This window comes from Lacrimispora sp. 38-1, assembly GCF_049890855.1.
Classification (GTDB): Bacteria; Bacillota; Clostridia; order Lachnospirales; family Lachnospiraceae; genus Lacrimispora.
Genome location: NZ_JBANEW010000032.1, coordinates 110,001 through 135,172, shown reverse-complemented (window position 1 = coordinate 135,172; position 25,172 = coordinate 110,001). Strand labels below are relative to the sequence as shown.

The window sequence follows — 25,172 nt, the reverse complement described above, 5'->3', positions numbered from 1 at the left end:
ATGGCTTCCTTTTTTGATTCATTCATTTTTTGTGGGCAAAATGCCTTTGAAAAAAGTGAAACTAGTAAAAAAACAAGGCAAATTATACAATTTACTCATAACTCATCAAATGGAAGGGGACAAAAGAAATGAATGTGCTTGCCAGAAAAAAAGCGGAGCCAGAGATAAAAAAACTCTCAAAAGAAGAGAAAAAAATGCTTTTTCGTAAAAATGTAAAGAGAGATAAATATCTGCTGCTGATGTTTGCACCAGTTTTGATCTATTATCTCATATTCGCCTATTTGCCTATGACAGGTCTTGTAATGGCGTTTACACAATTTAAGGCGGGCAGCGGAATGACGGGCCTTTATACAGGAACCTTTGTGGGGCTGAAGTGGTTTATTCAGTTTTTTAATTCGCCTTATGCGTTCCGGTTGATCCGCAATACTTTTTTACTGTCATTTTATTCATTAATATTTGGGTTTCCAATTCCCATTATTTTTGCACTGTGTATTACTCAGTTAAAAAATAAGTATTTGCAGAAAGGGACTCAGATTATTACATATCTGCCTTATTTTATCTCTACAGTAGTAATCTGCGGAATGATAACAAACTTCTTATCACCCTCCAGCGGAATTATTAACCAGCTGATAGTTAAGGCAGGAGGGACTGCAATCAACTTCCTGGGAGAGCCTAAATGGTTTCGGGCTGTTTATGTTATATCCGGTTCCTGGCAGAGTTTTGGGTTTAATTCCATTATCTTTGTAGCTGCAATTATGGGCGTTGCGCCGGAACTTTATGAAGCAATGAAGGTGGATGGTGCCAGCAAGGTTCAGACCATACGTTACCTGGTACTGCCCAGCATTAAACCAACCATCGTGCTTTTACTCATTATGTCACTGGGAAATCTCCTGAATGTGGGATTTGAGAAGGTTTATCTGCTTTATAATTCCGGAATCTATGATACGGCAGATGTAATTTCTACCTATGTTTACAGGCAGGGTATAGGAAGTCAGAATTATAGCTATGCCACAGCAGTGGGACTGTTTAATTCTCTGATCGGTTTTGTCATCGTGTTTACGGCAAACAGGCTGAGCAGAAAACTGACAGAAACATCGGTTTGGTAAGGAGGAAGAGATGAATCAGAAAAGCACATGGACTGAGTTTAAGAATGAATGTATTACAGATAAACTGTTTGATATCTGCATCTGGGTATTGATTGTGGCAGCAGTCTGTATTACTCTGTATCCCTTTGTATATGTTGTGAGCATTTCCTTAAGCTCTGGTGAAGCTGTGAACAAGGGATTAATAACGCTGCTTCCGGTTGACATAAATCTGGATACTTACCGGATGGTTATGTCTTATAAGGATCTTTGGATTTCTTATGGAAATACATTTTATTATACAATTACGGGAACCTTTTTAAATATCGTATTCACTTGTCTGGCAGCCTATCCGCTTTCCAGAAAACGGTTTTTCTTAAGAAAGAAAATGAATTTTCTTCTGGCATTTACCATGTATTTTTCAGGTGGACTTATACCTGGTTATCTGGTCGTGACGGGGCTTGGTTTGTATAACAGCAGACTGGCCATGATACTTCCAGTTCTGGTCAGTGCTTATAATGTAATGATCTGCCGTTCTGCATTTGAAGGCATTGCTGAGGAATTATTTGAAAATGCCTATCTTGAAGGAGCAAATGACCTTCAGATCTTAGTAAAAATTGCAATTCCATTAGTGAAGCCCACATTGGCTGTTTTAACTCTGTATTATGCAGTGGCACGCTATAATGATTTCTTTAGTGCACTGCTTTATATCGGAAAGCAGAATCTTCAGCCTTTACAGTTGTTTCTTCGAAGAATTCTTCTGATGGCTTCTACAGAGATCATGCAGGCTTCCGGCAATGCAACAGCTGCCAGTGCAGCAGCCCAGTCTACCATTCAGATCAGATACGTTTGCATTGTTTTATCTATGGTGCCAATTGTATGCCTTACTCCTTTTATACAGAAGTATCTGGTGAAAGGGACCATGCTGGGAGCAGTAAAAGGATAATCATGTTTGATTATATATAATAAAAATGAGGAGGATGTTACAATGAAAAAGAAAGAATATTGGAAAGCGGCAGTATTATCTGCAATGATAGCTGCAGCAGCGTTATCTGGATGTTCAGGAAAGGGAACCCAGGCGGAACCAAAAGAGGAAAAAAGCAAAGAGGCTGAATTTAATTATACGGGAGCTGCACCGGTCACCAACACTCCTGATGCAAAGGTCAGTATTCTTGCACAAAATTCCTGGTACTCTACTGTGGACTATGCCAACGCAGATATTATTAAGAAAATAGCTTCTAACGCGGGGGTGACGATTGACTGGACTCTTGTTTCACCTACCAATTATAAGGACAGCGTCAGTCCAATGCTGGCATCCGGTTCGGATCTTCCGGATATCGTGGAACTTCCTGATCTGGACGATAATATGACTTATATTACCGGGGGACTTTTCTATCCTCTTGATGAGTATATGAATTATATGCCTAATTACAAAAAGTTTCTAGATAGCAACCCGGCAATAAAAGCCAGTCTGACTGCAGAAGATGGTCATATTTATTATGTGCCTCAGACCGTTGTGACAGATAATTACCAGCCGTGTACCATGATGAATATGCAGTGGTTAGACCAGCTGGGCCTGCCGGTACCAACCACGCTGGATGAGTTTGTAGAAGATCTGCGTATGTTCAGGGATAATGATATGAACGGAAATGGAGATAAAACAGATGAGATCCCATTAAGCGTAACAGCTAAGAATCTTCCTTATATGTTTGGTCCGGCTTTTGGCCTTAACCTGGTGGATGGTTTTTATGCTGATGAGAGTGGAAAGGTACACTACTCAGCCGCGGAGTCTGAGAATTATAAGAAGTATCTTACCTTTTTAAATGGTCTTTATAAAGAAGGTCTTTTAGAAGTAGAATATACATCTCTTACCCGTGACCAGATTACAGAGCGCTGTGCACGTAATATAACTGGTGCAACATTTGATTACAGCTGGCAGATGTCTCAGCTTTACAGTAAGCAATATCCGGAGTATACTGGTGAAAAAGGAATTATGGCAGGTATTCCACCTCTTTCCGGAGAATCAAAAGGATTTTATCTGGCAAGAAACCCAATCGCCAATATATTCGGAGTCAGCAAGTCTGATAAGGATCCGCTTCTTGCCATTAAGTTTTTAGATTATGCCATGAGTGAGGAAGCACAGAATTATTATGTATGGGGACTGGAAGGGGAAAGCTATACGGTATCAGCAGACGGAAAAAAGGCTTATACAGAAAAAGCTTCAGATAACAACTGGCTTCAGCAGCTTGGTATTAATGCAGGATGTCTTCCTTCCCAGCAGTCGGTAGAGGCTACAGATGTACTTCTTCCAAAATGGCATGTTGATAAGGATAAGGAGCTTCAGAAATTTTCCAAGGCGCCATGGCCTTTCATCTACTCTACAAAGGATGAGCAGAATATTATTTCCCAATATCTGGTTGATATTACTACTTATGTAGATGAGATGAATGTGGCATTTATTACAGGAACGACAGATCTTAGCACATTTGATTCCTATTTATCTACGCTTGACAACATGGGATTAAAGGATTTGCTGAAAGTGAAACAGCAGCAGTATGACCGGTTCGCTTCATCCACCAAATAATGAGTATAAGACCGGCACAGAGGATCGTTTCTGTGCCGGTTTTTCACTTTAATATTATCTATGAATGAAAGGTTAGAATATGGAAAATAAGAATAGAACAATACCTGTTACCAGGTTTTATACCTGTGAAGAGAAGCTTATAAAGAGAATGAAGGAAAAAGGCAGAAAAAACAGGTTTTGTGCGGAAACAAAAACAGATTATGGTAAATGGAAGGAGGAAACAAGAGAGTTGTTAAAAAACCTGATCGGATTGCAGAACATGGAATACTGCCCGTTAAACCCCAGATGTCTGGAACGTGTGGAAATAGAAGACGGGATTATACGTGAGAAAATTCTCCTTCAGGTAGAGCCGGAAGTGTATATGCCTGTCTATGTTCTGATACCCCCAAATCGCAAAGAAGAAAAGCTGAAATGCTTTCTGGCACCTCCGGGTCATCAGGGAGCAGGGAAATATTCCGTTGCCGGAGTTCGGGAAATTCCTGCTGTTGCAGACAAAATTGAGCTGTTTCATTACAATTATGGTCTGATGATGGCAAAACTTGGTTATGCAGTTCTCTGCCCTGACTGCCGGGGATTTGGGGAGAGAAGGGAGGCAGCGCTGCAGGGAGAAGAGGAGAGTGAATTTTTGAATTCAACCTGTTTTCATCTTGCTCATATGGCAGAACCCCTGGGAATGACCGTGATTGGAATGTGTACCTGGGACCTGATGCGGCTGATTGATTATGTAAAGGAACGGGGAGAATGGGATGAGGAGTCCATTGGATGTGTGGGATTCTCTGGTGGTGGAATGCAGACGCTCTGGCTTTCTGCGTTGGATGACCGGATTAAAACGGTAATTATAAGCGGATACTTATATGGATATTCGGATTCTCTTTTAAGGCTGAATGGCAACTGCAGCTGCAATTATGTACCGCATTTATGGGAGCATGTGGATATGGGGGACATTGGGGCATTACTGGCGCCCAGACCCCTGATGGTACAGTCTGCCCGATCTGATCATTTAAACGGATACAGAGGTATGGAAAATGTTCTGGAGCAGCTGGACGTGATCCGGAAGGCTTATGGTCTGTTTGGAAAAGAGAAAGAAATTTATCATGATGTCTGGGATGGTGGTCATTGTTTCCATGGAGAAAATCTGGAGAAATTTTTAAGCGGCGGTATGGAAATGAAATAATGTAATTTTAATTGGATACGATAACATTTGCCAATACTTCTTTCTTGTGGTGAAAAACGTTCTATGCTATAATGATACTGGCTGGTTTTTAAGAAAACGGGTCATACAACAGCGATAGGGAGGTGTCTCTATGCCAGGTTTCCACGATATTATCGGTCATGAGAGAATCAAGGAACATTTACAGAAGGCGATTGAATCAAATCATGTATCCCATGCATATATTCTCACTGGAGAAGCGGGAATGGGAAGAAAATCTCTGGCTAAGGCATTTGCCATGACTTTGCTGTGTGAAAAAGGGACCAGTGAGCCGTGTATGCAGTGTCATGCCTGCAAGCAGGTCATGAGTGGAAATCACCCGGATCTTATTTTTGTCACACATGAAAAAACAGCCGGTATCGGTGTAGATGACATCCGTAGTCAGATACAGGATACGATTATGATACGACCTTATAGCAGCTATTATAAAATTTATATTGTTGATGAGGCGGAAAAGATGACGGTTCAGGCCCAGAATGCCCTGTTAAAGACCATAGAGGAACCGCCGTCCTATGTAGTTATTATGCTTCTTACTACCAATCAGGAGGCATTTTTGCCTACAATTCTCTCCAGATGCGTGCAGTTAAAGTTAAAGCCGTTAAAGGATAGCGTTGTTACTTCCTATCTGACAGGATCGCTGGGGATCAGTGAGAGCAGGGCAGAAGTATACGGGGCTTTTGCCAGGGGAAACTTAGGACGTGCCATTCATCTTGCTGCGTCAGAAGAATTTCAGGCGCTGTATATGGAGTTAATCCATATGCTGAAGCATTTAAAAGAGATGGATATCATGGAACTCTTAAATTATACCAGGAAGCTGAAGGAACAGGATCCGGATTTATCTGACTGCCTTGATTTTATGCAGCTGTGGTATCGGGATGTTTTAATGTTTAAAGTAACACAGGATATCAATCTTCTTGTTTTTAAAGAAGAATTTAATACAATGAAGGAGATGAGCGCTGCCAGCTCTTATGAGGGAATCGAACTGATTCTGCAGGCCATAGATAAGGCAAGGGTCCGTTTAAATGCCAATGTAAATATGGAACTGGCGATGGAGCTTATGCTGCTTGTTATGAAGGAGAATTAATTGATGATAAATGTTATTGGTGTCAGATTCCGGAATGCAGGGAAGATCTATTACTTTGATCCTGTAAATCTGGAGGTAAAGGCTGGAGATCATGTAATAGTAGAGACAGCAAGAGGTATTGAGTATGGTTACGTTGTTCTTGGAGCCCGTGAGGTAGAAGATGAGAAGGTGGTTCAGCCTTTAAAATCAGTAATCCGTATGGCTACCAGGGCAGATGATGAAGTGGAGAAAAAGAACCACGAAAAGGAAAAGGAAGCATTTAAGATCTGCAGGGAAAAGATTAAAAAACATGGTCTTTTAATGAAGCTGATTGATGCGGAATATACCTTTGATAACAATAAAGTGCTGTTTTATTTCACAGCAGATGGAAGAATTGATTTCAGGGAGCTGGTTAAGGATCTGGCCTCTGTTTTTAAAACCAGGATTGAACTGCGCCAGGTTGGCGTCAGGGATGAAACTAAGATTGTAGGAGGTGTGGGTATCTGCGGGAGAACGCTGTGCTGTCACTCTTATCTTTCTGAATTTATACCGGTTTCTATTAAGATGGCAAAGGAACAGAATCTTTCTTTAAATCCCACCAAGATCTCCGGTGTATGCGGAAGGCTTATGTGCTGCTTAAAGAATGAGGAAGAAACCTATGAGGAGCTTAACAGCAAACTTCCGGGTGTGGGTGATTTTGTGACCACTGATGACGGATTAAAGGGAGAGGTTCATTCAGTCAGTGTTCTCAGACAGTTAGTTAAGGTCGTGGTTACGATAAAGGACGAAAAGGAAATCAGAGAATACAAAGTCGAACAGTTAAGGTTTAAGCCCAGACGCCGCAGAGAGAAGACTCAGGTGACGGATGAGGAGTTAAAGGCTTTGGAAGCACTGGAAAAGAAAGAGGGAAAATCCAAGTTAGATGACAATTAAGCTTAAAGACAATGAACGGATTGATGACCTTCAGCGGAACGGTTATCAGATCATACAAAACCGGGACGGTTTCTGTTTTGGAATGGATGCCGTTCTGCTTTCCGGCTTCGCGAAAGTGAAACCCGGGGAAAAGGCAGTTGATCTTGGAACCGGGACGGGAATAATCCCTATTCTTTTGGAAGCTAAGAATGAAGGGATTCATTATACCGGGCTTGAGATCCAGGAAGAAGTGGCCGATATGGCAGCGAGAAGCGTGGCACTGAATCATCTGGAGGATAAAATAACCATTGTCAGAGGAGATATAAAGGAAGCCAGCCGTTTGTTTGGTGCGGCTTCTTTTGATGTAGTGACATCAAATCCTCCTTACATGAATGATTCCCATGGCTTGAAAAATCCCGATCTGCCAAAGGCGATATCCCGCCACGAGGTGCTGTGTACGTTAGAGGATGTGACCAGGGAAGCTGCCAGGCTTCTTCGGCCGGGAGGGCGTTTTTATCTGGTTCACAGGCCTCACAGGCTGATTGAGATTATAACAGCATTGAAATGTGTGGGACTGGAACCCAAACGAATGAAAATGGTTCATCCCTTTGCTGATAAAGAGGCCAATATGGTTCTTGTTGAAGCTGTCAGGGGTGGGAGATCCATGATCAAGGTGGAGGCTCCGGTCATTGTTTATAAGGAACCGGGAGTGTATACAGATGAGATTTATACCATTTACGGGTATTAATCCTGAATCATTATAAGAATAAAAGAATTTTAACGGGAGCAGGAAAAATGGACGAGAAAAAAGGTAAATTATATTTATGCGCCACTCCCATCGGTAATCTTGATGACATTACCCTCCGGGTTTTAAACACGCTGAAGGAAGTGGATTTGATTGCAGCGGAGGATACCCGTCACAGCATCAAGCTTCTGAATCATTTTGATATTAAAACGCCGATGACCAGCTACCACGAGTACAATAAGGTAGAAAAGGCAGTCTATCTGGTGGATCAGATGAAACAGGGAGTTATGGTTGCTCTGATTACTGATGCGGGAACTCCGGGAATTTCAGATCCGGGAGAAGAACTGGTAAAACAGTGTTATGAGGCAGGAGTTGAAGTGACCTCCCTGCCCGGACCAGCGGCCTGTATAACCGCTCTCACCCTTTCAGGACTGGGAACCAGAAGGTTTTGTTTTGAAGCCTTTCTTCCTTCAGATAAAAAGGAGAAGCAGTGGATTTTAAATGAACTGAAGGATGAGACAAGAACTATAATTCTTTATGAGGCACCTCACCGTCTCGTTAAGACGCTGGAAGAGCTTTATGAGGCATTAGGGGAGCGGAGAATTACCATCTGCAGGGAACTGACAAAGCGGTATGAGACCGCATTCTGCACAACCTTTACCCAGGCATTAGATACTTACCGAACAGAGGATCCGAAAGGGGAATGTGTCATCGTAGTGGAAGGCAGGAGCTTTGAAGAGATCCGAATGGAGCAGACAAAGGCGTTTGAAGAGCTTTCCATGGAAGAACATATGGAACGTTATGAAGGCCAGGGAATGGATAAAAAAGAAGCTATGCGCATGGTTGCAAAAGACCGTGGAATCAGCAAAAGAGAGGTTTATCAGTATCTGCTGAACCGGGAAATATAAAAAATATCTTGACAACGGGCATTTATTTTAATAATATTATTTTGAGATTCAAAATATTTGAGATATAAAACAATCCAACGAGGCATGATTTCATTCCAGGCCGGAACGTACCGGAATGGAACAGAAACATGAATGGGGGAAATTTATGACAACAAAAATTATTGGAACAGGTTCAGCAGTTCCGGACCGGGTGGTCACCAATGATGATCTGGCAAAAATTGTGGATACCAGTGATGAATGGATCCAGTCAAGGACGGGAATCAGAGAGCGGCGGATCGCTGAGGCCGAGTCCGGCACCACGGATCTTGCTATAAAAGCAGCAATGGCGGCATTAAAGGATTCGGGTATATCGGCAGAAGAACTGGACATTATTGTTTTGGCCACTTCTTCTCCAGACCGCTGTTTTCCCAGCGGAGCCTGTGAGGTACAGGCGGCTATTGGTGCACATGGAGCAATGGCTTTTGATTTAAGCGCTGCATGTTCCGGCTTCATCTATGGCTTTCATACAATTTCCGCATTTTTTCAGGCAGGAATCTATAAAACAGGCCTGATAATCGGAGCGGATACGTTAAGTAAGCTGATTGACTGGACGGACAGAGGCACCTGCGTACTTTTCGGAGATGGTGCCGGAGCGGCAGTAGTACGGATAGAGGATAATGGAAAACTTTATATGACCATGGGTGCGGATGGCACAAGAGGAAGCGCACTGGACTGCGTATCACGGACAACAGGTAACTTTCTCACTGGTCACAAACCGGATACAGGCTACATGACCATGGATGGACAGGAGGTATTCCGTTTTGCAGTAAAAACGGTACCGGAGGCAATCTTGGAGGTGCTTTCCGAGAGTGAGACGGATTTAAGTGAAATTAAGTATTTTATCCTGCATCAGGCCAATTACCGGATCTTTGAATCGATTGCAAAGAGATTAAAGGTACCAATAGAGAAGTTTCCTACAAATTTAGAGCGTTATGGAAATACGTCGGGAGCATCGGTTCCTCTTTTACTAGATGAACTGAACAAGGCTGGAAAGCTGCAGCAGGGGGATAAGATTGTACTTGCCGGATTTGGGGCAGGACTTACCTGGGGAGCCACTCTTATGGAGTGGTAAAAAATAGGACTAATACTTTGGTAATCAAAGTACTAGCATATAAATTGAATACGATGAAGCAAAAGGAGATTAGAAGATGTTAGAAAAAATGCAGGAAATTATCGCAGAGCAGTTAAATGTAGAGGCTGGAATTATTAAGCCAGAATCCTCTTTTAAAGAGGACCTGGGAGCAGATTCCCTTGATTTATTCGAACTGGTTATGGCACTTGAAGATGAGTACTCAGTTGAGATTCCCTCTGAGGATTTAGAAAAATTAACAACAGTTCAGCAGGTTATGGACTATTTAAAAGCAAAGGGCGTGGAAGCGTAATGAATACCAGAATCACCCAACTTTTGGGAATTGAATATCCCATCATACAGGGCGGTATGGCATGGGTTGCGGAGCACCATCTTGCAGCAGCTGTATCGGAAGCTGGTGGTCTGGGATTGATCGGCGGAGCAAATGCACCGGGTGAAGTGGTGCGTGATGAAATCCGCAAAGCAAAGAAGCTGACCAATAAGCCAATTGGTGTAAATGTCATGCTTTTAAGCCCTCATGCTGAAGATGTGGCAAAGGTAATCGTAGAAGAAGGCATTAAGGTGGTAACAACTGGTGCAGGTAATCCGGAAAAATATATGGAGATGTGGAAGGCGGCAGGGATTAAAGTAATTCCGGTTGTCGCTTCCGTAGCACTTGCAAAGAGAATGGAGCGCTATGGCGCAGATGCTGTTGTTGCAGAAGGCTGTGAATCCGGAGGACACATTGGAGAGCAGACTACCATGACGTTAGTTCCCCAGGTAGCAGATGCGGTTTCCATTCCTGTTATAGCAGCAGGCGGAATCGGTGACGGCAGAGGAATCGCAGCAGCATTTATGCTGGGTGCAGAGGCTGTCCAGATCGGAACCAGATTTGTTGTTTCCAAAGAATCCATTGTACATGACAATTACAAACAGAGAATTATAAAAGCAAAGGATATCGATTCAGCAGTTACAGGACGTACACACGGCCACCCGGTGAGATCTTTAAGAAACCAGATGACCAGGGAGTACGTGAAGCTGGAGGAACAAGGGAAATCCTTTGAAGAACTGGAGTATTTAACCCTTGGAACTCTTCGGAATGCTGTTTTAGAGGGAGATGTTATTAACGGCACGGTTATGGCCGGACAGATTGCAGGTATGATAAGCAAGGAACAGACCTGTAAAGAAATGATTGAAGAAATGATGGAACAGGCCGGGAAGCTTCTTGGCCGTTAAAGAGGAGTTTATGACTATGAGCAAGATCGCATTTATTTTCCCAGGCCAGGGCGCGCAGTACTGCGGAATGGGCCAGGATTTTTATGAGCAGACAGCAATTGGAAAAGAAATCTATGATATGGCTTCCGGGCTTCTTGGTTTTTCCCTGCCGGAACTCTGCTTTGAGAAGAATGACCGTCTGGATATTACAGAATATACGCAGGCAGCCATGGTGACGACAGGGATCGCCATGATGAGAGTACTGGAAGAAAAAACAGGGATCAGACCGGATGTGACGGCTGGTTTAAGCCTGGGAGAATATTGCGCGCTTGCAGCAGCGGGTGTGATGAGCGATCCGGATGCTATTTTAACAGTCAGACAGAGAGGAATCCTTATGCAGGAAGCTGTTCCTGCGGGACTGGGTGCGATGGCGGCCGTTCTTTCTCTGGATGCTGCTGAAATTGAAGAGGTTTTGAGCCGGATTGATGGAGTTCAGATCGCAAATTATAACTGCCCAGGGCAGATTGTTATATCAGGAAAGAAAGAAGCGGTTGAGGAAGCCGGTGAGAAGCTTTTGGCAGCAGGAGCGAAGAGAGTCATTGGCTTAAATGTCAGCGGTCCGTTCCATTCAGCTATGCTGACTGGTGCCGGTGAAAAACTGGGTGCCGTTCTTAAGGACATTGAAATTCATAAGCCTGTGATCCCTTATGTGGCAAATGTAACAGCCCGGTATGTGACAGAGGCAGATGAGGTAAAGCCTTTATTAATCCGACAGGTATCTTCTTCCGTACGTTTCCAGCAGAGTGTGGAAACCATGATAAAGGACGGAGTGGATACGTTTATAGAAATCGGACCTGGAAAAACCCTTGCAGGGTTTATTAAGAAGATAACGAGAGATGCAAAAGTCTTTAATATAGAAAAACTGGAAGATATGGATAAATTATCAGGAATTTAACTGGGAGGTGACAGATATGTTAGATGGAAAAATAGCGGTGGTTACTGGTGCCAGCAGAGGAATCGGAAGAGCAGTCGCGTTAAAGCTGGGACTGGAAGGAGCCACTGTAATTGTCAATTATAATGGTTCTGAAGAAAAAGCCCTTCAGGTAGTAAAAGAGATTGAAGAAAATGGTGGAAAAGCAGAAGCAATTGCCTGCAATGTATCGGATTATGAAGCTTCAGGTGCTTTTCTTGACGGAGTAATAAAGAAGTACGGAAAGCTGGATATTCTCATAAATAACGCAGGTATTACCAGAGATAATCTTCTTATGAAAATGTCGGAGGATGAGTTTGATGCAGTTATCAGTACGAACTTAAAAGGGGTATTTAACTGCATGAAACATGTTTCCCGTCAGATGATTAAGCAGAGGGGCGGAAGAATCATCAACATCTCTTCTGTATCAGGAATTCTTGGAAATGCAGGTCAGGCCAATTACTGCGCAGCTAAGGCTGGAGTTATCGGTATGACTAAATCATTTGCAAGAGAATCTGCAACCAGAGGAATAACAGTAAATGCCATAGCACCCGGCTATATACAGACAGATATGACGGATGTACTGTCTGATTCTGTTAAGGAAGCCTCTTTAGACCAGATCCCGATGAAACGTTTTGGAACGCCGGAAGATGTTGCGGCTGCGGCTGTATTTCTTGCATCAGAGCAGGCTGGTTACATCACAGGGCAGGTCATCAGTGTGGATGGCGGAATGGCTATGTAAAAAGGAGAATAACGGTATGAATAGAAGAGTGGTAGTAACCGGCATGGGAGCAATAACTCCTATTGGTAATGATGTAGAAAGTTTCTGGAATGGACTGAAGGAAAAAAAGGTAGGAATCGCGCCCATTACTCAGTTTGATACAACGGATTTTAAGGCCACACTGGCTGCAGAGGTAAAGGATTTCGATCCCAAGGATTATATGGATATAAAAGCAGCCAAGCGCATGGAGCGTTTTGCGCAGTTTGCAGTTGCTGCTACAAAGGAAGCTCTTGAAATGTCAGGAATAGATATGGAAAAAGAAGATCCTTATCGCGTGGGCGTTAGTGTGGGTTCCGGGATTGGAAGCCTGCAGGCCGTAGAGCGGGAACATAAAAAGCTTTTGGAGAAAGGTCCGGGCAGAGTCAATCCTCTTTTGGTCCCCTTGATGATATCCAACATGGCAGCCGGAAATGTGGGGATTCAGTTCGGGTTAAAGGGCAAGTGCATCAATGTGGTTACGGCCTGTGCCACGGGAACCCATTCCATAGGAGAGGCGTTCCGGTCCATCCAGTATGGGGAAGTGGATGTGATGGTGGCAGGAGGTGCGGAAGCCAGCGTTACGCCGATCGGTGTAGCCGGATTTTCGGCTCTTACTGCACTTACTACTTCAGATGATCCGCTCCGTGCTTCCATCCCATTTGATAAGGACAGAAGCGGCTTTGTTATGGGTGAAGGTGCAGGCGTTGTGGTATTAGAAGAACTGGAACACGCGCTTTCCAGAAATGCCGTTATCTACGGAGAAGTAGTTGGTTACGGGTCAACCTGTGATGCATACCATATTACCTCTCCTGCTGAGGACGGAAGCGGTGCTGCAAGAGCGATGACGGAGGCTATAAAGGATGCGGGTATTACAGCAGAAGCGCTCGACTATGTCAATGCTCATGGAACCAGCACTCATCACAACGACTTATTTGAAACCATGGCAATTAAAACCGCTTTAGGCGATCATGCAAAAAATGTTAAAATCAGTTCTACAAAATCCATGGTCGGACATCTTCTCGGCGCGGCAGGGGGCGTGGAATTCATTGCCTGTGTGAAAACCATACAGGATGGATTTGTTCATGCCACTGCCGGTCTGGAAGAAGAAGGAGAAGGTTGTGATTTAAACTATACAAAGGGTGAGGGAGTTTTCTGTGATGTGACTTATGCTATCAGCAATTCCCTGGGCTTTGGTGGTCATAATGCCAGCATTCTTGTAAAGAAGTTTGAACAGTAGGAGGCAGTCATAATGGAAATAAATGATGTGATCAGACTGATGCAGGCCGTTTCAGAGCAGGGCCTCACCGGTTTTAAGCTGGAAGATGGGGACTTTAAGTTATCCATTAAGAAAGAAAAGCAGATGGTTATTGCCACAGAAGGGGATTATGTTCAGAGAAGTCTGGAAATACCTGCATATGCCGGACAGGAAATGAAAGCACCGGTATTGGAGGATGGAGCGGACACTGTGAAGGCGGACGCGCATTCTACCGATAAGGTTGTATCATCTCCTCTGGTAGGAACCTTTTACAATTCTTCTTCACCGGACAGCATGCCGTTTGTTAAGGCAGGAGATACCGTTAAGAAGGGGCAGACACTTGGTATCATCGAAGCCATGAAGCTGATGAATGAGATTGAATGTGAATACGATGGTGTGGTAGAAGCCGTTCTGGTTGGAAATGAAGATGTGGTGGAATACGGTCAGCCTCTGTTCCGTATCCGGTAGGTTATTGTAAAATCTAAGAGAGGTCCAGGGTCGGACCTCTCTTTTAAAATAAGGAGAGAGCATGATGTTAGGTATAAAAGAAATTCAGGAAATTATTCCTCACAGACACCCGTTTTTGCTGGTAGACTGCATTGAAGAGCTGGAACCCGGGGTAAGGGCTACAGGATATAAATGTGTCACTTTTGATGAATCCTTCTTCCGGGGACATTTTCCGGAGGAACCGGTTATGCCGGGTGTTTTGATCATTGAGGCACTGGCTCAGGTTGGGGCGGTTGCAATATTAAGTATGGAAGAGAATAAGGGAAAGATTGCTTATTTCGGAGGCATTGACAAGGCTAAATTTAAAAAGAAGGTAATTCCAGGAAGCAAGTTAAAACTGGAATGTGAAATTATAAAAAGAAAGGGTCCGGTAGGAGTTGGAAAAGCGGTTGCCACCATAGATGGCAAAATAGCTGCCAGCGCAGAACTGACATTTATGATTGGATAGGTGGAGATCGATGTTTGATAAGATTTTAATTGCCAACCGCGGTGAAATTGCGGTAAGAATCATAAGAGCATGCAGGGAAATGGGGATTAAAACGGTTGCCGTATATTCGGAAGCGGACCGGGAAAGCCTTCATACCCTTCTGGCGGATGAAGCCATTTGCATCGGTCCTGCACCGTCCACACAGAGTTATCTGAATATGGAACGGATCCTTACAGCCACCGTTGCCATGAAAGCGGATGCGATTCATCCCGGATTTGGATTTCTTTCTGAGAATGCAAGGTTTGCAGAACTTTGTGAAAAATGCAGTATTACCTTCATTGGACCTGACGCCGGAATCATCAATAAAATGGGAAATAAATCGGAAGCCAGAAAAACCATGATGGAAGCAGGCGTTCCGGTAGTACCAGGCGGGAAAGAAGCCGTTCATCATGTAGAAGAAGCCAGGCAAATGGCAGAGCGGATCGGATTTCCTGTTATGATCAAGGCCTCATCAGGCGGCGGCGGAAAAGGAATGCGTATTTCAAGAAGTCTGGATGATTTTGATTCCAATTTTAAGAATGCCCAGATGGAATCGGTAAAGGGATTTTCCGATGATACCATGTACATTGAGAAATACATTGAAAAACCCAGACACATTGAATTTCAGATACTCGCAGATCAGATGGGCAATGTGATCCATCTGGGAGAACGTGACTGTTCCATCCAGAGGCGGCACCAGAAGGTTCTGGAGGAATCCCCTTCTGCAGCAATTTCGGAAGAACTGCGTCATCAGATGGGAGAGGTTGCAGTCCGTGCGGCTAAGGCCGTTGGTTATGTAAATGCAGGAACCATTGAATTTTTACTGGATAAAGACAAAAATTTCTATTTTATGGAAATGAATACAAGGATTCAGGTGGAGCATCCGGTAACAGAGATGGTGACCGGCCTGGATCTGATAAAGGAACAGATCCGGATTGCAGCAGGAGAACCTCTGAGTGTGACTCAGGATGATATTAAAATAGCCGGTCATGCCATTGAATGCAGAATTAATGCCGAAAATCCGGCCAAAAATTTCATGCCATGTCCAGGTCTTATTAAAAACGTTCACGTGCCGGGAGGCAACGGGGTACGAATTGATACCCATATTTACAATGATTATAAGGTTCCGGCAAATTATGATTCCATGCTGATGAAGCTGGTGGTTCACGGGAAAAACCGAACGGAAGCGATTGCAAAGATGAGAAGCGCCCTTGGGGAACTGATTATCGAAGGAATAGAAACCAATATTGATTTTCAGTTTGATATCTTAAGCCATGAAGCATATCGTGACGGTGATATAGATACAGACTTTATTCCCAAATTCTTCCCGGATTATGTCCGGTAAACAGGGAGAGGAGCAGATCTTATGTTAAGAGACATGTTTAAGAAAACTTATACCCTGATTGACAGCAAATACAGGACGGTGGAGAAAACCGGGGAACCCAATATTCCGGAAGGACTTTGGAAAAAGTGCAACAAATGCTGTCAGCCAATCTATGCGGAGGACGTAAGGAACAGTCATTACGTATGTCCGAAGTGCAAGGGATATTTCAGGGTTCACGCTTTTCAGAGAATCGAAATGACGGCAGATGCGGGAACCTTTGAAGAGTGGGATAGGGAGATTGAATTTGAAAATCCCCTTGATTTTCCCGGGTATGAAAAAAAGGTTGCTGCAGCCAGAGAAAAGACAGGACTTTCAGAAGCCATTGTGACCGGTGTCTGTGAAATTAACGGTCAGAAAGCTGTACTTGGTGTCTGTGATGCGGGCTTTATTATGAGCAGCATGGGCCATGCAGTAGGAGAAAAGATTGCCAGAGCTGTGGAGCGTGCGACTGAAGAAAAGCTGCCTGTGATTTTATTTGCCTGTTCCGGCGGAGCCAGAATGCAGGAGGGAATCGTGTCCTTAATGCAGATGGCAAAAACCTCCGCCGCATTAAAGCGCCACCATAAAGCCGGTCAGCTTTATGTCAGTGTTCTTACAGATCCCACAACGGGCGGTGTCACTGCAAGCTTTGCAATGCTTGGGGATATCATTCTTGCTGAGCCGGGAGCTTTAATTGGTTTTGCAGGTCCACGGGTTATTGAGCAGACGATTGGTCAGAAACTGCCGGAAGGCTTCCAGAGGGCAGAATTTTTACTGGAACATGGCTTTGTTGATAAGATTGTTCCAAGAGAAGAGATGAAGGATACATTAACTGCTATTTTAAAGCTCCACAATCCCCACAATAAGGAAAGTTTTTGTGTGGATAACCAGGAAACAGATGAAAATATCTGTGGAAAAAAGAATGGGTTCTGGTTTAAAAAGAATAAACGAAGCCCATGGGATACCGTGCAGCTGTCAAGAAGTGCTGACCGCCCTGTAGCTTCTGATTATATTCATCAGCTCTTTGATGATTTTATGGAGTTTGCAGGAGACCGTTATTTTAAAGATGACGGAGCAATTGTAGGCGGAATTGCATCCTTTCACGGAATGCCTGTTACAGTAATCGGTCAGGAAAAAGGTAAGAATACAAAGGATAACATCAGGCGGAATTTTGGTATGCCATCACCGGAAGGCTACAGAAAAGCCTTAAGGCTGATGAAGCAGGCGGAGAGTTTCAAACGCCCGATCATCTGCTTTGTGGATACGCCGGGAGCGTTTTGCGGTCTTGAAGCAGAGGAGCGGGGACAGGGAGAAGCCATTGCCAGAAACTTATTTGAAATGGCAGACTTAACAGTACCGGTTCTTTCCATTGTGATCGGAGAGGGCGGAAGCGGAGGAGCGCTAGCCATGGCAGTAGGCAATGAAGTCTGGATGATGGAAAACTCCATTTACTCTATTCTTTCTCCGGAAGGCTTTGCCTCCATTCTGTATAAAGACAGCAAAAAAGCCAATGATGCAGCCAGAGTCATGAAGATCACTGCAAAGGATTTAATGGATCTTGGTCTCATTGAACGGGTAATACCGGAAGAAGAGCCTGCCTGTGCAGAAAACCTTCCGGAGATTGCGAAGGAAATGGACCGGGCCATGCTGGAATTCTTTGCCGATTTCCTTTCCATGACAGAAGAAGAACTTGCAAATCAAAGATATGATAGATTTAGGAGAATGTGATGGGAACATTAAAACCATTGGTAATTGGAGATCTGGTGGCAAAATATCCGGTAATTCAGGGTGGAATGGGAGTTGGAATCAGTCTTTCCTCTCTTGCGGGAGCTGTTGCAAAAGCAGGAGGAGTCGGAATCATTTCTACGGCACAGATTGGCTTTAAACAGCCTGATTTCCTTAAGAATCCCTTGGAAGCCAACTTGCGTGCAATCGGTGAGGAAATGAAAAAAGCCAGGGAAATCGCTCCTGATGGAATTATTGGCTTTAATATTATGGTTGCCACCAAAAATTATGCAAGCTATGTAAAAAAGGCGGTATTAGCAGGAGCTGATATAATCATCTCCGGAGCAGGACTTCCCGTAAGTCTTCCGGAATATGTGGCGGAAGCGGCAGAAGAAGCAGGAATTAAACTGAAAACAAAAATTGCCCCAATTGTCTCTACTGTAAAGTCAGCTATGGTTATCTGCAAAATGTGGGACCGCAAATTTCATCAGGCTCCGGATCTGGTTGTGGTGGAAGGACCCTTAGCCGGCGGACATCTGGGTTTTTCCAGAGATGATTTATCGGAACTGGGCGTTGATACGGAGGATGTGGAACGCACCTTCCGTCAGGCGGATTATGACGAGGAGATAAGAGGTATTATCCGTCTTGTAAGAGAGTATGGGGAAAAGTATAATAAAGTGATACCGGTAGTAACTGCCGGAGGAATATACACCCATGAGGATGTGCTGCATCAGATTTCACTGGGGGCTGATGGTGTTCAGGTTGCAACCAGGTTTGTCACTACAGAGGAATGTGATGCTCCCCAGGAATTTAAAGACGCCTACATTCGGTCAGCAAAGGAAGATATCGTCATTACGAAAAGCCCGGTAGGAATGCCGGGAAGAGCGATAAAAAATCCGTTTTTGAATCATGTTGCTGATACCCCGTTCCGGCTCGAACACTGTTATGATTGTCTGGAGAAATGCGACAAAAAGACCATACCTTACTGCATAACCAAAGCGCTGATTTCGTCGGCGGAAGGAAGAACAGAAGAAGGTCTGGTATTCTGTGGAAGCAATGCTTTCCGGGCAGAGAAGATGGAAACGGTTGATGAAGTAATGAATGATCTGGTTTTTGGAAAATGATAAAAGGCTGCAGGATATATGTCCTGCGGCCTTTTTTGCCGAAAAGAACATTTCATAATCTCTCCCTTTTGAGAATAGGATAAAAAGAAAACAATGAAATGTGGATTGAAGGATGTTAAATTATCTCTGGGCATTTATGATACTGACAGGAGTTATCTGGGGAGCGCTTCATGGTAATTTAAGTGCTGTTACTGACGGAGCATTAACCTCTGCAAAGGAAGCGGTTATGCTGTGCATTACCATGCTTGGAATTATGTCTTTCTGGACCGGATTAATGGAAATCGGAAGGAAGTCAGGGCTTATTGAGCGGTTGTCTTCAAAAATGGGGCCTGTGCTTCATTTTCTGTTTCCAAAGATTCCTGATAAACATCCCTCTCTGGAATATATTTCTACAAATATTATTGCAAACATTCTGGGGCTGGGCTGGGCAGCTACGCCTGCCGGGCTGAAAGCCATGGAGTCTTTAAAAGATCTGGAAGAGACCAGGAGAAAAGAATATTCTCAGGGGAAGAAAACCCACAAACCGGTTTCGGAAGGAACCGCCAGTAATGAAATGTGTACATTTATGATTATTAACATATCGTCACTACAGCTGATTCCCGTCAATATGATTGCTTACAGAAGCCAGTACGGCAGTCCGGATCCCACGGCAATTGTAGGGCCTGCTATCGCAGCAACGCTGTTCTCAACGGTAATAGGAGTGGCTTTGTGTAAGCTGCTTGACCGGTAATACCTGGCAAGACTAAAAACGCCGGTTCTCTGATAAATGTGAGAACCGGCGTTTAGGTTTTATTTTGTGTTAAAAGAACAGTTGACTACAGTGGCACCAACGATGACATCCTTGCCGGCACCGCCGCTTGAGATACAACCTGAAAATTGATGGGTTCCTGATTTAGGAGCTTTTGGGAAGTAGAAGTTAACATTGTTATTCGTTCCCGTGCAATTTTTGAGGGTGACAAAACCGGTATTGTTATTCTGGTCAAACCCTCTTTTTTTGTTGCCAATTGCGGTGCAGCCCTCCAGGTAATGGTTATCGCTGGTATAATTTCCTCCGACTTTAAACCCTTGTCCGTTTCCATCGCCTTTTCCGTTGTAAGAAGCCTCGCAGTTGTATAATTTTACTGCATTGCCAGCAGAATAGAAGTCAAATCCGTCATCAGAATTGTTAAGTGCGATACAGTTTTTAAATACGTTGCCGCTTCCGATGCTTAATTTAGCAGCAAAACCATCTGCATTCTCACCATTCGTCTTGGAATCGTAGTTATAGGTAGAGGTGACTCTGGTAATTTCATTATTGAAGGCACCGTTGCTCATCTGAAGACCGGTATCGCCGCATTTGGTAATGAAGCAGTCCAGTATACGGTTATTGCCTCCGCTGATATGAATTCCGTTATCTCCTGCATTCTGAATGGTAAGACCGGATATAACCCAGTAGTTTCCTGTAATCTGGAACCCTCTTGAGCTGTCGGCATATGGCTGGCTGGAGAAATCAACCACTGGCTTGTGACCGCTGTAATTCATTATTTTAATGGGTGAGCTGGAAGTACCGCTCTTGCTTAATTTGTATGTAGCTGATGATTTGTAGGTACCGTTCATTAAATAAATGGTGGTACCTGCTGATGCATTGCCTAACGCCTTATCAATTGTCTTATAAGGCTTGTCTTTTGACTGTCCATTATTAGAGTCGCTGCCGTTTGCTGAAACATAGTACTCGTTTGAAGCGCCATGTGCAGGTGTGGGACTAATGACACATAAACTGGTAACCATAAAGCAGGTAGTGATGATACTGATGATTCTTTTTCCATTTCTCATATTTTATCCCCTTTCTTACTACCTGGATTCCGAATCAGTTATTTAATCCGGTTTTTCCAGACTTATAATTAGATACTAAAATAGTGAAAATGATTTGTCAATAAAAAAGAAAGGGATTTTTAAATTATTCCAAAATGTCATAAATAATACTATAATTAGCAGGCAAATTAATGGATTAAAGTTATAAAATTGAAAAGTAATTGGACCGATACCTTTGACTAAAATGCTGTGATATTCTTAATTTTAATTTCATTAATTTTTTGAATAAAATGTTCAACATAATAAACAACATACCAATTGGTATGATCTATATATTAAAGGTATGATGAATTTTAATGGATAATTATACAATATAAACAAAAAGCAACATAAAACTTGTTATAATATGATGAAAAAGAAAATATTTGCCGAAAGTATATTTACATACATCATATGTTATGCTAACATAAGGTCAGATGATGAATAAAATTAAACAAATACATTTGAATAATGCGGTTAAAAATGTGCAAAACGCCTATTGCTATTTTGATAAAGGAGAATGCCATGAGGAGAAATTCAGATAAGATGCAGAATATTGATGCGCTACCTATGACCATCGCACAAAAGGTAAAAACGATGATCATACAAAGGGAGATGAAGCCGGGAGACCGGCTGCCGACAGAAAATGAACTGTCAGAGCTTTTTGAGGTGAGCCGGTCTACTTTAAGAGAAGCCATGAAGTTTTTAAGAGCAGAAAATGTTGTGGTTATCCGTCAGGGAAGCGGTACCTTTATCAGCGCAGGAACCGGTATAGGAGATGACCCGCTGGGTCTGCATTTTACCAATCAGAAATATCTGATTCAAAATCTTTTTGAAACCCGTATGCTGATTGAACCTCAGATCGCAGGGCTGGCCGTGCAGAGAGCAACTCCTCAGGATATTAAAAATCTTGAGAGACTTGTTGAGGAAATGGAACGGATACAAATTAACAGCACTTCTACTGCTGAGATGGATGTTCAATTCCATACAGCTGTTGCGGAATGCACGCATAATGAAGTACTCATTCGGGTGGTCCCTATCATCAATGAATCCATCCGGCGCAGTCACGTAGAAACCCATAATGACCTGGAGAGCTTTAAACGGGCAAAACGAAGCCACAGGGGTATTTATAAAGCCATTGCCGACGGCAACTATATGGAAGCTAAATTTCTGGCTGAGCGGCATGTATGGGATACATTAACTGATGTAAGGGAAAGGGAGGAACAAAAATGAAGAAAAGTTTATTTGGAAAGGAAACAATGGCAATTGCCATGGCAGCTCTTATGGCAGCAGGAACAATGACAGGTTGTTCTTCAGGCAGCAAAGAGACAACGGAAGCGGTAAAAGAGACAGCGGCAGCCACCACAGTTGCTGCTTCAAAGGAGGGACAGGCACCTGCAGAGGAAATCAAACCCTGTGAAATCAAATTCCGTTACTGGGCTGATAATACAGATTATTCCCAGCTTATGCAGGACATCATTAAGAAATTTAATGCTGAAAACGGAAAGGGTATTACTGTTATTGGGGAAGAAAGCCCGTGGGATGGAGGTGCTTATTCGGAGAATTTATTTAATGCAAAGATGGGGGGCGGAGATGTAGACTGTGCAACCTGGAAGCTCACTTCTACGCCATTATTTGTTAATAATGATCTCCTGGCTGACTTAACACCAATGATTGATGCCTGGGATAAAAAGTCTGATATTGATGATAATATTTATAACATTATGGTAGAGGCTGGAGATATGCAGCGGATTTATGTAATGCCATTTAATATTCAGGTCCTTTATGTTTATTACAGACCATCCATCTTTAAAAAGGCAGGAATCGAAGTGCCGAAGACCTATGAGGAATTTTTGCAGGCAATTGAAAAGTGCACCATGGATACCAATGGAGATGGAAAGACTGATATATACGGTTTTGGCATGAGAGGCGCAAAGGGAGGCCAGGAGCCATGGGGCAGTTTTGTCTATGGACGGGGCGGAAGCTTTAAAGATCTGACGACTCCTGAGGCGGTACAGGGCATGCAGGACTTCATTGATATTTATCAAAAAGGATATGTACCGCCTACAGCGACCAGTGATGGATTTAGTGAGATTATTGCCAACTTCCAGTCAGGACTTGCTGCAATGACCATTCACCATACAGGCTCCAGCAAGGATATGGAAAAGTTATTCGGAGATGATGTTTCTGCTTTCCCGTTTCCGGCAGGCAAGAGCCAGTGGACATCAATGGGTGATACGGAAACAGTTATATTTGAATCCTGTGAGAATAAACAGGCTGCCTTTGAGTGGGTATCTTATTTGGCCGCGGGGGAAGGTCAGAAAATGTGGTGTGAGGGAACCGGAAATGTTCCTGTAAGTAAGAGCGTTCAGGCTTCTGATTTCTTCCAGAATAACCGTTTTATGAAAGCATCTATCGAGGGACAGGGTCATGCGGGTATCGTTCCGATCCTTGATACCACAACCGAATGGATTTCTAACATCTGGCCGAATACAGTGTCTCAGGCGCTGACTGGAAGCATTTCTGCCAAACAGTGTATGCAGACCTTACAGGATGGACTTTATCAATAGTAGATATATATGTCGGGGCTGCTATGTATGCAGCCCCAACCAGTTAGGAGGGGAAATACGAATGGTTAAGAAACGGACCATATGGCCGTATGTATTAGTTGCTCCGGCAGTGCTGATCATCCTGTGCGTGGTATTTATACCGGTTTTCAATGCAATCATTATGAGCTTCCAGAACTATGATCTAAGAAGACCGAAACAGATTGCATTTAACGGAATTTCCAATTATATGGCAGCATTAAGGGATCCGCTCTTTCAGGGGGCTCTCATTCGGACCATAGTCTGGGTGGTGTTTGGTGTTGGTTTTCAGTTCCTGTTTGGTTTTATTCTGGCTCTTTTTCTAAACAAGGAGTTTGCAGGGAGGGGAGTGATAAGGGCAGTCAGCATGATACCCTGGGTGACACCGGGTGTTTTGATCGGGTTAATGTGGAGATGGATTTATGACGGTAATTTTGGCGTATTAAACGATCTGTTGTTAAAAACCCATTTGATAACCAATAAGATCCCGTTTCTTTCTCAGGTGATGACGGCGTTTCCCAGTGTCATTGTGACGATTATCTGGCAGGGAATCCCCTTCTTTTCGCTGATGCTTCTGGCTGCGTTACAGGGGGTGTCCACGGAGATTTATGAAGCAGCTGACATTGACGGGGCATCTTTCTGGCAGAAATTATTTTATATAACCATTCCATCGATAAAAAACACGATTTATGTAACAGTACTGCTTCGTGTCATCTGGGTTGCCAATTCTGTGGATGTGATCTTTAACATGACAGAAGGAGGACCGGCTTATTCTACACAGACGCTCAGTGTTTATATTTTCAATAAGGGAAATGCGTTAAATCTGGGTTATGCATCTGCAATGGCAATATTGCTGGCAGCTCTTCTGTTATTTGCTTCTGTTCCATATTTGAAAATGAACTTTAAAGAGGAGGTATAAGAATGAAGAAGCGAGTTGATGTAAGACAGATTGTGTGTGTGTACCTTCCGCTGACAATCATACTGCTCTTTATTTTGTTTCCTTTTTACTGGACATTTATTACTTCGGTAAAGCCCGAGGAAGAACTGTATGGAATGGTAGTCACATACTGGCCGAAATCAATCACGTTTGAGTCCTACAGGAAGCTTTTCACAACTACGGTTAATTTCCTTGCAGCGATCAAGAACAGTTTTATTGTAGCGGCAATGACGACTTTGGTATCTTTGACGGCATCTACCCTTGCAGCATATGCGTTCTCAAGATACCAGTTTGCAGGAAGAAAAATTCTTATGTGTACCTTTCTTTGCAATAATATGTTCCCAACGGTATTGCTGCTGATTCCGTTGTATTCCATTATGCGGAAACTGGGACTTTTGTACACACCCACCTCTCTGGTGTTATCTTATACCACATTTACCATTCCGTTTTCCGTATGGCTGCTGCTGGGATTCTTAAATGATCTTCCCATGTCTCTTGAGGAAGCGGCCCTGGTAGACGGCTGCAACAGAGGTGTCGCTTTTGTGAAGATTATACTTCCGATTCTGGGACCCTGCCTGGTTGCTACCGGTGTTTATATCTTTATGACATCATGGAATGAATATACATTTGCTGTGATGTTTACCAATACAGAAACACGTACCATTCCAGTAGCTTTAAAAAGTCTGATCGGACAGCTTGGTGTTCAGTGGGATTTACTTACAGCGGGAGGAATCATAACGATTATACCGGTATGTATCATGTTCTTCTTTGCTCAGAAACGATTAGTAGAAGGTTTGACGGCGGGAGCTGTAAAAGGTTAAGC

Annotated in this window: 25 protein-coding genes; 24 read left to right on the top strand and 1 reads right to left on the bottom strand. The window is 43.4% G+C overall.

Features of this window, described 5'->3' with window-relative positions; all coding sequences use genetic code 11:
* Positions 1–128: 128 nt before the first annotated feature.
* From V7D18_RS07795 to V7D18_RS07700, 20 genes are all read left to right on the top strand, one after another.
* Positions 129–1,106 (top strand): ABC transporter permease, encoded by a 978-nt coding sequence (locus V7D18_RS07795; protein ID WP_426153089.1) that lies wholly within the window; start codon positions 129–131, stop codon positions 1,104–1,106.
* Positions 1,107–1,116: 10 nt separating this feature from the next.
* Complete coding sequence (locus V7D18_RS07790) at positions 1,117–2,028, top strand: carbohydrate ABC transporter permease (protein WP_426153087.1); 912 nt, start codon at positions 1,117–1,119, stop codon at positions 2,026–2,028.
* Positions 2,029–2,070: 42 nt separating this feature from the next.
* The gene (locus V7D18_RS07785; protein WP_426153085.1) at positions 2,071–3,666 is read left to right on the top strand and encodes an extracellular solute-binding protein; all 1,596 of its coding nucleotides are present in this window, start codon (positions 2,071–2,073) and stop codon (positions 3,664–3,666) included.
* A gap of 79 nt (positions 3,667–3,745) precedes the next feature.
* Positions 3,746–4,840, top strand: coding sequence for an alpha/beta fold hydrolase (locus tag V7D18_RS07780; protein WP_426153083.1), 1,095 nt, complete (start codon positions 3,746–3,748; stop codon positions 4,838–4,840).
* A gap of 130 nt (positions 4,841–4,970) precedes the next feature.
* Positions 4,971–5,960: a DNA polymerase III subunit delta' gene (gene holB, locus V7D18_RS07775; RefSeq protein WP_426153081.1), complete on the top strand. Its 990-nt coding sequence runs from the start codon at positions 4,971–4,973 to the stop codon at positions 5,958–5,960.
* 3 nt (positions 5,961–5,963) lie between these two features.
* On the top strand, positions 5,964–6,872 hold the full coding sequence (locus V7D18_RS07770) for a PSP1 domain-containing protein (RefSeq protein WP_426153079.1): 909 nt from the start codon (positions 5,964–5,966) through the stop codon (positions 6,870–6,872).
* A complete protein-coding gene (locus V7D18_RS07765; RefSeq protein WP_426153078.1) occupies positions 6,862–7,599 on the top strand; it encodes a tRNA1(Val) (adenine(37)-N6)-methyltransferase in 738 nt (245 codons plus the stop codon). Before V7D18_RS07770 ends, V7D18_RS07765 begins: the two co-directional genes overlap by 11 nt.
* A gap of 47 nt (positions 7,600–7,646) precedes the next feature.
* Positions 7,647–8,504, top strand: coding sequence for a 16S rRNA (cytidine(1402)-2'-O)-methyltransferase (rsmI, locus tag V7D18_RS07760; RefSeq protein ID WP_426153076.1), 858 nt, complete (start codon positions 7,647–7,649; stop codon positions 8,502–8,504).
* 145 nt (positions 8,505–8,649) lie between these two features.
* Positions 8,650–9,615, top strand: coding sequence for a beta-ketoacyl-ACP synthase III (locus tag V7D18_RS07755; protein WP_426153074.1), 966 nt, complete (start codon positions 8,650–8,652; stop codon positions 9,613–9,615).
* A gap of 76 nt (positions 9,616–9,691) precedes the next feature.
* The gene (acpP, locus tag V7D18_RS07750) at positions 9,692–9,925 is read left to right on the top strand and encodes an acyl carrier protein (protein WP_117419997.1); all 234 of its coding nucleotides are present in this window, start codon (positions 9,692–9,694) and stop codon (positions 9,923–9,925) included.
* Positions 9,925–10,848 (top strand): enoyl-[acyl-carrier-protein] reductase FabK, encoded by a 924-nt coding sequence (gene fabK, locus V7D18_RS07745; RefSeq protein ID WP_426153071.1) that lies wholly within the window; start codon positions 9,925–9,927, stop codon positions 10,846–10,848. Before acpP ends, fabK begins: the two co-directional genes overlap by 1 nt.
* Before the next feature lie 16 nt (positions 10,849–10,864).
* The gene (gene fabD / locus V7D18_RS07740; RefSeq protein WP_426153069.1) at positions 10,865–11,782 is read left to right on the top strand and encodes an ACP S-malonyltransferase; all 918 of its coding nucleotides are present in this window, start codon (positions 10,865–10,867) and stop codon (positions 11,780–11,782) included.
* Between the two features lie 16 nt (positions 11,783–11,798).
* Positions 11,799–12,539 (top strand): 3-oxoacyl-[acyl-carrier-protein] reductase, encoded by a 741-nt coding sequence (fabG, locus tag V7D18_RS07735; protein ID WP_426153068.1) that lies wholly within the window; start codon positions 11,799–11,801, stop codon positions 12,537–12,539.
* A 16-nt stretch (positions 12,540–12,555) separates the two neighbouring features.
* Positions 12,556–13,794, top strand: a complete 1,239-nt coding sequence (fabF, locus tag V7D18_RS07730) for a beta-ketoacyl-ACP synthase II (protein WP_426153066.1) — start codon at positions 12,556–12,558, stop codon at positions 13,792–13,794.
* A 12-nt stretch (positions 13,795–13,806) separates the two neighbouring features.
* Complete coding sequence (accB, locus tag V7D18_RS07725; RefSeq protein ID WP_426153064.1) at positions 13,807–14,280, top strand: acetyl-CoA carboxylase biotin carboxyl carrier protein; 474 nt, start codon at positions 13,807–13,809, stop codon at positions 14,278–14,280.
* A gap of 61 nt (positions 14,281–14,341) precedes the next feature.
* Entirely contained in the window at positions 14,342–14,767 is a 426-nt protein-coding gene (gene fabZ / locus V7D18_RS07720; protein WP_426153062.1) for a 3-hydroxyacyl-ACP dehydratase FabZ, read from the top strand.
* Positions 14,768–14,777: 10 nt separating this feature from the next.
* Entirely contained in the window at positions 14,778–16,130 is a 1,353-nt protein-coding gene (locus tag V7D18_RS07715; protein WP_426153060.1) for an acetyl-CoA carboxylase biotin carboxylase subunit, read from the top strand.
* 21 nt (positions 16,131–16,151) lie between these two features.
* A complete protein-coding gene (locus V7D18_RS07710; protein ID WP_426153058.1) occupies positions 16,152–17,876 on the top strand; it encodes an acetyl-CoA carboxylase carboxyltransferase subunit alpha in 1,725 nt (574 codons plus the stop codon).
* A complete protein-coding gene (locus tag V7D18_RS07705; protein ID WP_426153056.1) occupies positions 17,876–18,997 on the top strand; it encodes an NAD(P)H-dependent flavin oxidoreductase in 1,122 nt (373 codons plus the stop codon). The genes V7D18_RS07710 and V7D18_RS07705 overlap by 1 nt, the downstream gene beginning before the upstream one ends.
* Positions 18,998–19,109: 112 nt before the next feature.
* Positions 19,110–19,727 (top strand): nucleoside recognition domain-containing protein, encoded by a 618-nt coding sequence (locus tag V7D18_RS07700; protein WP_426153054.1) that lies wholly within the window; start codon positions 19,110–19,112, stop codon positions 19,725–19,727.
* Positions 19,728–19,786: 59 nt separating this feature from the next.
* Here V7D18_RS07700 and V7D18_RS07695 read toward each other — a convergent pair whose 3' ends face one another.
* Positions 19,787–20,809 (bottom strand): right-handed parallel beta-helix repeat-containing protein, encoded by a 1,023-nt coding sequence (locus tag V7D18_RS07695; RefSeq protein WP_426153052.1) that lies wholly within the window; start codon positions 20,807–20,809, stop codon positions 19,787–19,789.
* Positions 20,810–21,352: 543 nt separating this feature from the next.
* On the opposite strand from V7D18_RS07695, the gene V7D18_RS07690 reads away from it, so the two are divergent.
* From V7D18_RS07690 to V7D18_RS07675, 4 genes are all read left to right on the top strand, one after another.
* On the top strand, positions 21,353–22,060 hold the full coding sequence (locus tag V7D18_RS07690; protein WP_426153050.1) for a FadR/GntR family transcriptional regulator: 708 nt from the start codon (positions 21,353–21,355) through the stop codon (positions 22,058–22,060).
* Positions 22,057–23,397: an ABC transporter substrate-binding protein gene (locus tag V7D18_RS07685; protein WP_426153048.1), complete on the top strand. Its 1,341-nt coding sequence runs from the start codon at positions 22,057–22,059 to the stop codon at positions 23,395–23,397. Before V7D18_RS07690 ends, V7D18_RS07685 begins: the two co-directional genes overlap by 4 nt.
* Positions 23,398–23,458: 61 nt before the next feature.
* Positions 23,459–24,331 carry a carbohydrate ABC transporter permease gene (locus V7D18_RS07680; protein WP_426153046.1) on the top strand — a complete coding sequence of 291 codons (873 nt, stop codon included), beginning with the start codon at positions 23,459–23,461 and terminating at the stop codon, positions 24,329–24,331.
* Between the two features lie 2 nt (positions 24,332–24,333).
* On the top strand, positions 24,334–25,170 hold the full coding sequence (locus tag V7D18_RS07675) for a carbohydrate ABC transporter permease (RefSeq protein WP_426153044.1): 837 nt from the start codon (positions 24,334–24,336) through the stop codon (positions 25,168–25,170).
* Positions 25,171–25,172: the final 2 nt, after the last annotated feature.

Bases quoted from the DNA above. Each gene is read 5' to 3' on its own strand.
- V7D18_RS07680 (WP_426153046.1), top strand. From the start codon at position 23,459: ATGGTTAAGAAACGGACCATATGGCCGTATGTATTAGTTGCTCCGGCA.
- acpP (WP_117419997.1), top strand. From the start codon at position 9,692: ATGTTAGAAAAAATGCAGGAAATTATCGCAGAGCAGTTAAATGTAGAG.
- V7D18_RS07755 (WP_426153074.1), top strand. From the start codon at position 8,650: ATGACAACAAAAATTATTGGAACAGGTTCAGCAGTTCCGGACCGGGTG.
- fabZ (WP_426153062.1), top strand. From the start codon at position 14,342: ATGATGTTAGGTATAAAAGAAATTCAGGAAATTATTCCTCACAGACAC.
- holB (WP_426153081.1), top strand. From the start codon at position 4,971: ATGCCAGGTTTCCACGATATTATCGGTCATGAGAGAATCAAGGAACAT.
- V7D18_RS07690 (WP_426153050.1), top strand. From the start codon at position 21,353: ATGAGGAGAAATTCAGATAAGATGCAGAATATTGATGCGCTACCTATG.
- V7D18_RS07685 (WP_426153048.1), top strand. From the start codon at position 22,057: ATGAAGAAAAGTTTATTTGGAAAGGAAACAATGGCAATTGCCATGGCA.
- V7D18_RS07770 (WP_426153079.1), top strand. From the start codon at position 5,964: ATGATAAATGTTATTGGTGTCAGATTCCGGAATGCAGGGAAGATCTAT.
- rsmI (WP_426153076.1), top strand. From the start codon at position 7,647: ATGGACGAGAAAAAAGGTAAATTATATTTATGCGCCACTCCCATCGGT.
- fabK (WP_426153071.1), top strand. From the start codon at position 9,925: ATGAATACCAGAATCACCCAACTTTTGGGAATTGAATATCCCATCATA.
- V7D18_RS07795 (WP_426153089.1), top strand. From the start codon at position 129: ATGAATGTGCTTGCCAGAAAAAAAGCGGAGCCAGAGATAAAAAAACTC.
- accB (WP_426153064.1), top strand. From the start codon at position 13,807: ATGGAAATAAATGATGTGATCAGACTGATGCAGGCCGTTTCAGAGCAG.
- V7D18_RS07785 (WP_426153085.1), top strand. From the start codon at position 2,071: ATGAAAAAGAAAGAATATTGGAAAGCGGCAGTATTATCTGCAATGATA.
- V7D18_RS07790 (WP_426153087.1), top strand. From the start codon at position 1,117: ATGAATCAGAAAAGCACATGGACTGAGTTTAAGAATGAATGTATTACA.
- V7D18_RS07675 (WP_426153044.1), top strand. From the start codon at position 24,334: ATGAAGAAGCGAGTTGATGTAAGACAGATTGTGTGTGTGTACCTTCCG.
- fabF (WP_426153066.1), top strand. From the start codon at position 12,556: ATGAATAGAAGAGTGGTAGTAACCGGCATGGGAGCAATAACTCCTATT.
- V7D18_RS07700 (WP_426153054.1), top strand. From the start codon at position 19,110: ATGTTAAATTATCTCTGGGCATTTATGATACTGACAGGAGTTATCTGG.
- fabD (WP_426153069.1), top strand. From the start codon at position 10,865: ATGAGCAAGATCGCATTTATTTTCCCAGGCCAGGGCGCGCAGTACTGC.
- V7D18_RS07695 (WP_426153052.1), bottom strand. From the start codon at position 20,809: ATGAGAAATGGAAAAAGAATCATCAGTATCATCACTACCTGCTTTATG.
- V7D18_RS07780 (WP_426153083.1), top strand. From the start codon at position 3,746: ATGGAAAATAAGAATAGAACAATACCTGTTACCAGGTTTTATACCTGT.
- V7D18_RS07710 (WP_426153058.1), top strand. From the start codon at position 16,152: ATGTTAAGAGACATGTTTAAGAAAACTTATACCCTGATTGACAGCAAA.
- V7D18_RS07715 (WP_426153060.1), top strand. From the start codon at position 14,778: ATGTTTGATAAGATTTTAATTGCCAACCGCGGTGAAATTGCGGTAAGA.
- V7D18_RS07765 (WP_426153078.1), top strand. From the start codon at position 6,862: ATGACAATTAAGCTTAAAGACAATGAACGGATTGATGACCTTCAGCGG.
- fabG (WP_426153068.1), top strand. From the start codon at position 11,799: ATGTTAGATGGAAAAATAGCGGTGGTTACTGGTGCCAGCAGAGGAATC.
- V7D18_RS07705 (WP_426153056.1), top strand. From the start codon at position 17,876: ATGGGAACATTAAAACCATTGGTAATTGGAGATCTGGTGGCAAAATAT.